Raw genomic sequence first — 3707 nt, forward strand, 5'->3', positions numbered from 1 at the left:
GTGAACCTCGACCCTCACCACACCCAGGAAGCCACCATCTCGTTGGACATGCCACGACTCGGCCTCGACTGGCACGAGTCGGTGCCGGTGCGCGACGAGCTCACCGGCGAGATCTACCACTGGGGCAGGACCAACTACGTACGCCTCACGCCCGGACTGCGGCCCGCGCACGTCACCACCGTCCTGCGACCGTCCTCACCGCCCACCGGAGGGTCACCCACATGATCGTCAACGAGCCCGTCCCGGACACATTCGAAGACACCCCCGCCAAAGACCGGGACCCCGAATGGTTCAAACGCGCCGTCTTCTACGAAGTCCTCGTCCGCTCCTTCCAGGACAGCAACGGCGACGGCATCGGCGACCTCAAAGGCCTCACCGCCAAACTCGACTACCTCCAATGGCTCGGCGTCGACTGCCTCTGGCTCCCCCCCTTCTTCAAATCCCCCCTCAAAGACGGCGGCTACGACGTCTCCGACTACACCGCCGTCCTCCCCGAATTCGGCGACCTCGCCGACTTCGTCGAATTCGTCGACGCCGCCCACCAACGCGGCATGCGCGTCATCATCGACTTCGTCATGAACCACACCAGCGACCAGCACCCCTGGTTCCAAGCCTCACGCAACGACCCCCAAGGCCCCTACGGCGACTACTACATGTGGGCCGACGACGACAAGCAATACCCCGACGCCCGCATCATCTTCGTCGACACCGAAGCCTCCAACTGGACCTTCGACCCCCTCCGCAAGCAGTACTACTGGCACCGCTTCTTCTCCCACCAACCCGACCTCAACTTCGAAAACCCCGCCGTCGTCGAAGAAATCATCTCCGCCCTCCGCTTCTGGCTCGACCTCGGCATCGACGGCTTCCGCCTCGACGCCGTCCCCTACCTCTTCGCCGAAGAAAACACCGACTGCGAAAACCTCCCCGCCACCCACCACATCCTCAAACGCGTCCGCGCCGAAATCGACGCCCACTACCCCGACACCGTCCTCCTCGCCGAAGCCAACCAATGGCCCGAAGACGTCGTCGACTACTTCGGCGACTACACCACCGGCGGCGACGAATGCCACATGGCCTTCCACTTCCCCGTCATGCCCCGCATCTTCATGGCCGTCCGCCGCGAATCCCGCTACCCCGTCTCCGAAATCCTCGCGAAAACCCCCGCCATCCCCTCCGGCTGCCAATGGGGCATCTTCCTCCGCAACCACGACGAACTCACCCTCGAAATGGTCACCGACGAAGAACGCGACTACATGTACGCCGAATACGCCAAAGACCCCCGCATGCGCGCCAACATCGGCATCAGGCGGCGGCTGGCCACCCTCCTCGACAACGACCGCAACCAGATCGAACTCTTCACCGCCCTGCTGCTGTCACTGCCGGGATCGCCGATCCTCTACTACGGCGACGAAATCGGCATGGGCGACAACATCTGGCTCGGCGACCGCGACGCGGTGCGCACCCCCATGCAATGGACCCCCGACCGCAACGCCGGCTTCTCCTCCTGCGACCCCGGACGCCTCTTCCTCCCCACGATCATGGACCCCGTCCACGGCTACCAGGTCACCAACGTCGAAGCCTCCATGAGCAACCCCAGCTCACTGCTCCACTGGACCCGACGCATGATCGAAATCCGCAAACAGAACCCCGCCTTCGGCCTCGGCTCCTACACCGAACTCCCCTCCTCCAACCCCGCCGTCATCGCCTTCCTCCGCGAACACGGCGACGACCTCGTCCTGTGCGTCCACAACTTCTCCCGCTTCGCCCAACCCACCGAACTCGACCTCCAGACCTTCAACGGCCGCCACCCCGTCGAACTCATCGGCGGCGTCCGCTTCCCCGCCATCGGCGACCTCCCCTACCTCCTCACCCTCGCAGGCCACGGCTTCTACTGGTTCCGACTGCGCAGGGACGCCGTGTAGAACGGCACGTACAACGGACGGCGGGGCGGTTTCCACCGCCCCGCCCTGGGCACGCATCAGTAACACCCCGACTCCGGGGAAAGGACGCGACGCCATGTCGGAAGCCGTCACCCGCTCCGTGCACTCCGCTTCGACAAGCCCCGGCCTCCTTGCGTCCCTCGACCCACTGCTTCGCGAGTGGTTGCCACGGCAGCGGTGGTTCGCGGGAAAGGGCCGGCCCGTCACCGGGTTCTCCCTGGTCTCGGCGACGGAAGTGCTGCCGCTGGACTCCACGCTGGGGCTGCTCCACCTGCTCGTCCAGGCGCACCAGCCGCTCGTGCCCACGCAGCGTGCCCCCGCGCATCCCGCCGACTGCTACCAGCTGTTGCTCGGCGTGCGCGAGACGCTGCCACCACGGCTGGCGCCCGCGCTGATCGGCCGTCCGGCCGAGGGCCCGCTGGCCGGGCGGACCGTGTACGAGGCGCTGCACGATCCACGGCCCGCCGACGTCCTCCTGGAGGCCGTGCGGGAGCGGGCCCGCGTCGGCGAGCTGCGCTTCGAGCGGGACACGCGTCAGGAGATCCGCGGTGACCTGGTGCCTCGCCTGGTGACGGCCGAGCAGTCCAACTCCTCGATCGTCTACGGAGATACGTTCATCCTGAAGCTCCTGCGGCGGATCGTGCCGGGGGTCAACCCCGATCTGGAACTGCCGCTGGCGCTGTCCCGCGAGGGCTGCGACCGGGTTCCGGCGCCCGCGGGATGGATGCACGCGGACCTGGCCGGCGACCCGTACGTACTGGGGGTCCTGCAGCCCTTCGTCCAGGGCGCCACGGACGGCTGGGACCTCGCGCTGCGCGGGCTCGCCAAGGGCGAGGACTTCAGCGGCGAGGCGCGGGCGCTCGGGCGGGCCACGGCCGAGGTGCACACGGCGCTGGCCCGGGCCCTGCCCACGGTGACCATGGGACGCGGGCAGATGGAACTGCTCGTGGACGGGATGACCGAGCGGCTGGAGGCGGCCGTGCAGGCGGTGCCCACGCTGCGGCCGTACGCGCCCGGTCTGCGTTCCGCGTTCGACGCGCTCGCCGATCTGGCGGGCGAGGGCGAGACGTGGACGGCCCAGCGGATCCACGGGGACCTGCACCTCGGGCAGTGTCTGCGGTCGCCGTCCGGACACTGGTCGCTGATCGACTTCGAGGGTGAGCCCTCGAAGCCGCTCACGGAGCGGCGCATGCCCCAGCCGATCGCGCGGGACGTGGCCGGCATGCTCCGTTCCTTCGACTACGCGGCGCACTCGCTCTCGCAGGCCGCCGGCTCCGACGGCGCGGGGCCTGCCGCGGGCTGGGCCGACGCGTGCCGGGCCGCGTACTGCTCCGGGTACGCCGAGGCCGCCGGCCGTGATCCGCGTACGGATCCGGTGCTGCTCCGCGCGTACGAGACCGACAAGGCGGTCTACGAAGTCGTGTACGAGGCGCGGCACCGGCCGGACTGGCTGCCCGTACCGATGGCGGCGGTCCGCCGTCTGGCTCTTTCCGAAGCGACCTGACCCGCCCCGTCCGACCTCTCACCCCCGCCGAGGAGGCTCCGCCCGTGACGCCCCGCCCGAACCCGCCCGCCAAGAAGCCGAAGAGCGCGAAGGCCAAGGCCAAGGCCATAGGCACGGCCGCCGACAAGGCACAGGCCGCGCCCGCGCCCGCGGACGAGGAGGCGCGGGCCGCGACCGCGGGGCCCGCACCGGACGAGGGGCACGCTCCGCTCGTGGGGCCGGCCCCGGTGCCGCTCCCGAAGTCCGCGCCACCGCCGGAGTCC

2 protein-coding genes and 2 pseudogenes are annotated in these 3707 nt (G+C 69.2%); all 4 read left to right on the forward strand.

Going from position 1 to position 3707, the window contains the following annotated elements:
• Window positions 1-225 (forward strand): annotated as a pseudogene (locus KUF83_RS37030) (alpha-1,4-glucan--maltose-1-phosphate maltosyltransferase); the annotation flags it as partial.
• Complete coding sequence (treS, locus tag KUF83_RS37035) at window positions 222-1922, forward strand: maltose alpha-D-glucosyltransferase (RefSeq protein WP_217459450.1); 1701 nt, start codon at window positions 222-224, stop codon at window positions 1920-1922. The pseudogene KUF83_RS37030 and the gene treS, both read left to right, overlap by 4 nt.
• Window positions 1923-2016: 94 nt before the next feature.
• Window positions 2017-3444 (forward strand): phosphotransferase, encoded by a 1428-nt coding sequence (locus KUF83_RS37040; RefSeq protein WP_217459451.1) that lies wholly within the window; start codon window positions 2017-2019, stop codon window positions 3442-3444.
• 44 nt (window positions 3445-3488) lie between these two features.
• A pseudogene (locus KUF83_RS37045) lies at window positions 3489-3707 on the forward strand (hypothetical protein); the annotation flags it as partial.

The organism is Streptomyces sp. BV286 (genome assembly GCF_019090165.1).
Classification (GTDB): Bacteria; Actinomycetota; Actinomycetes; order Streptomycetales; family Streptomycetaceae; genus Streptomyces.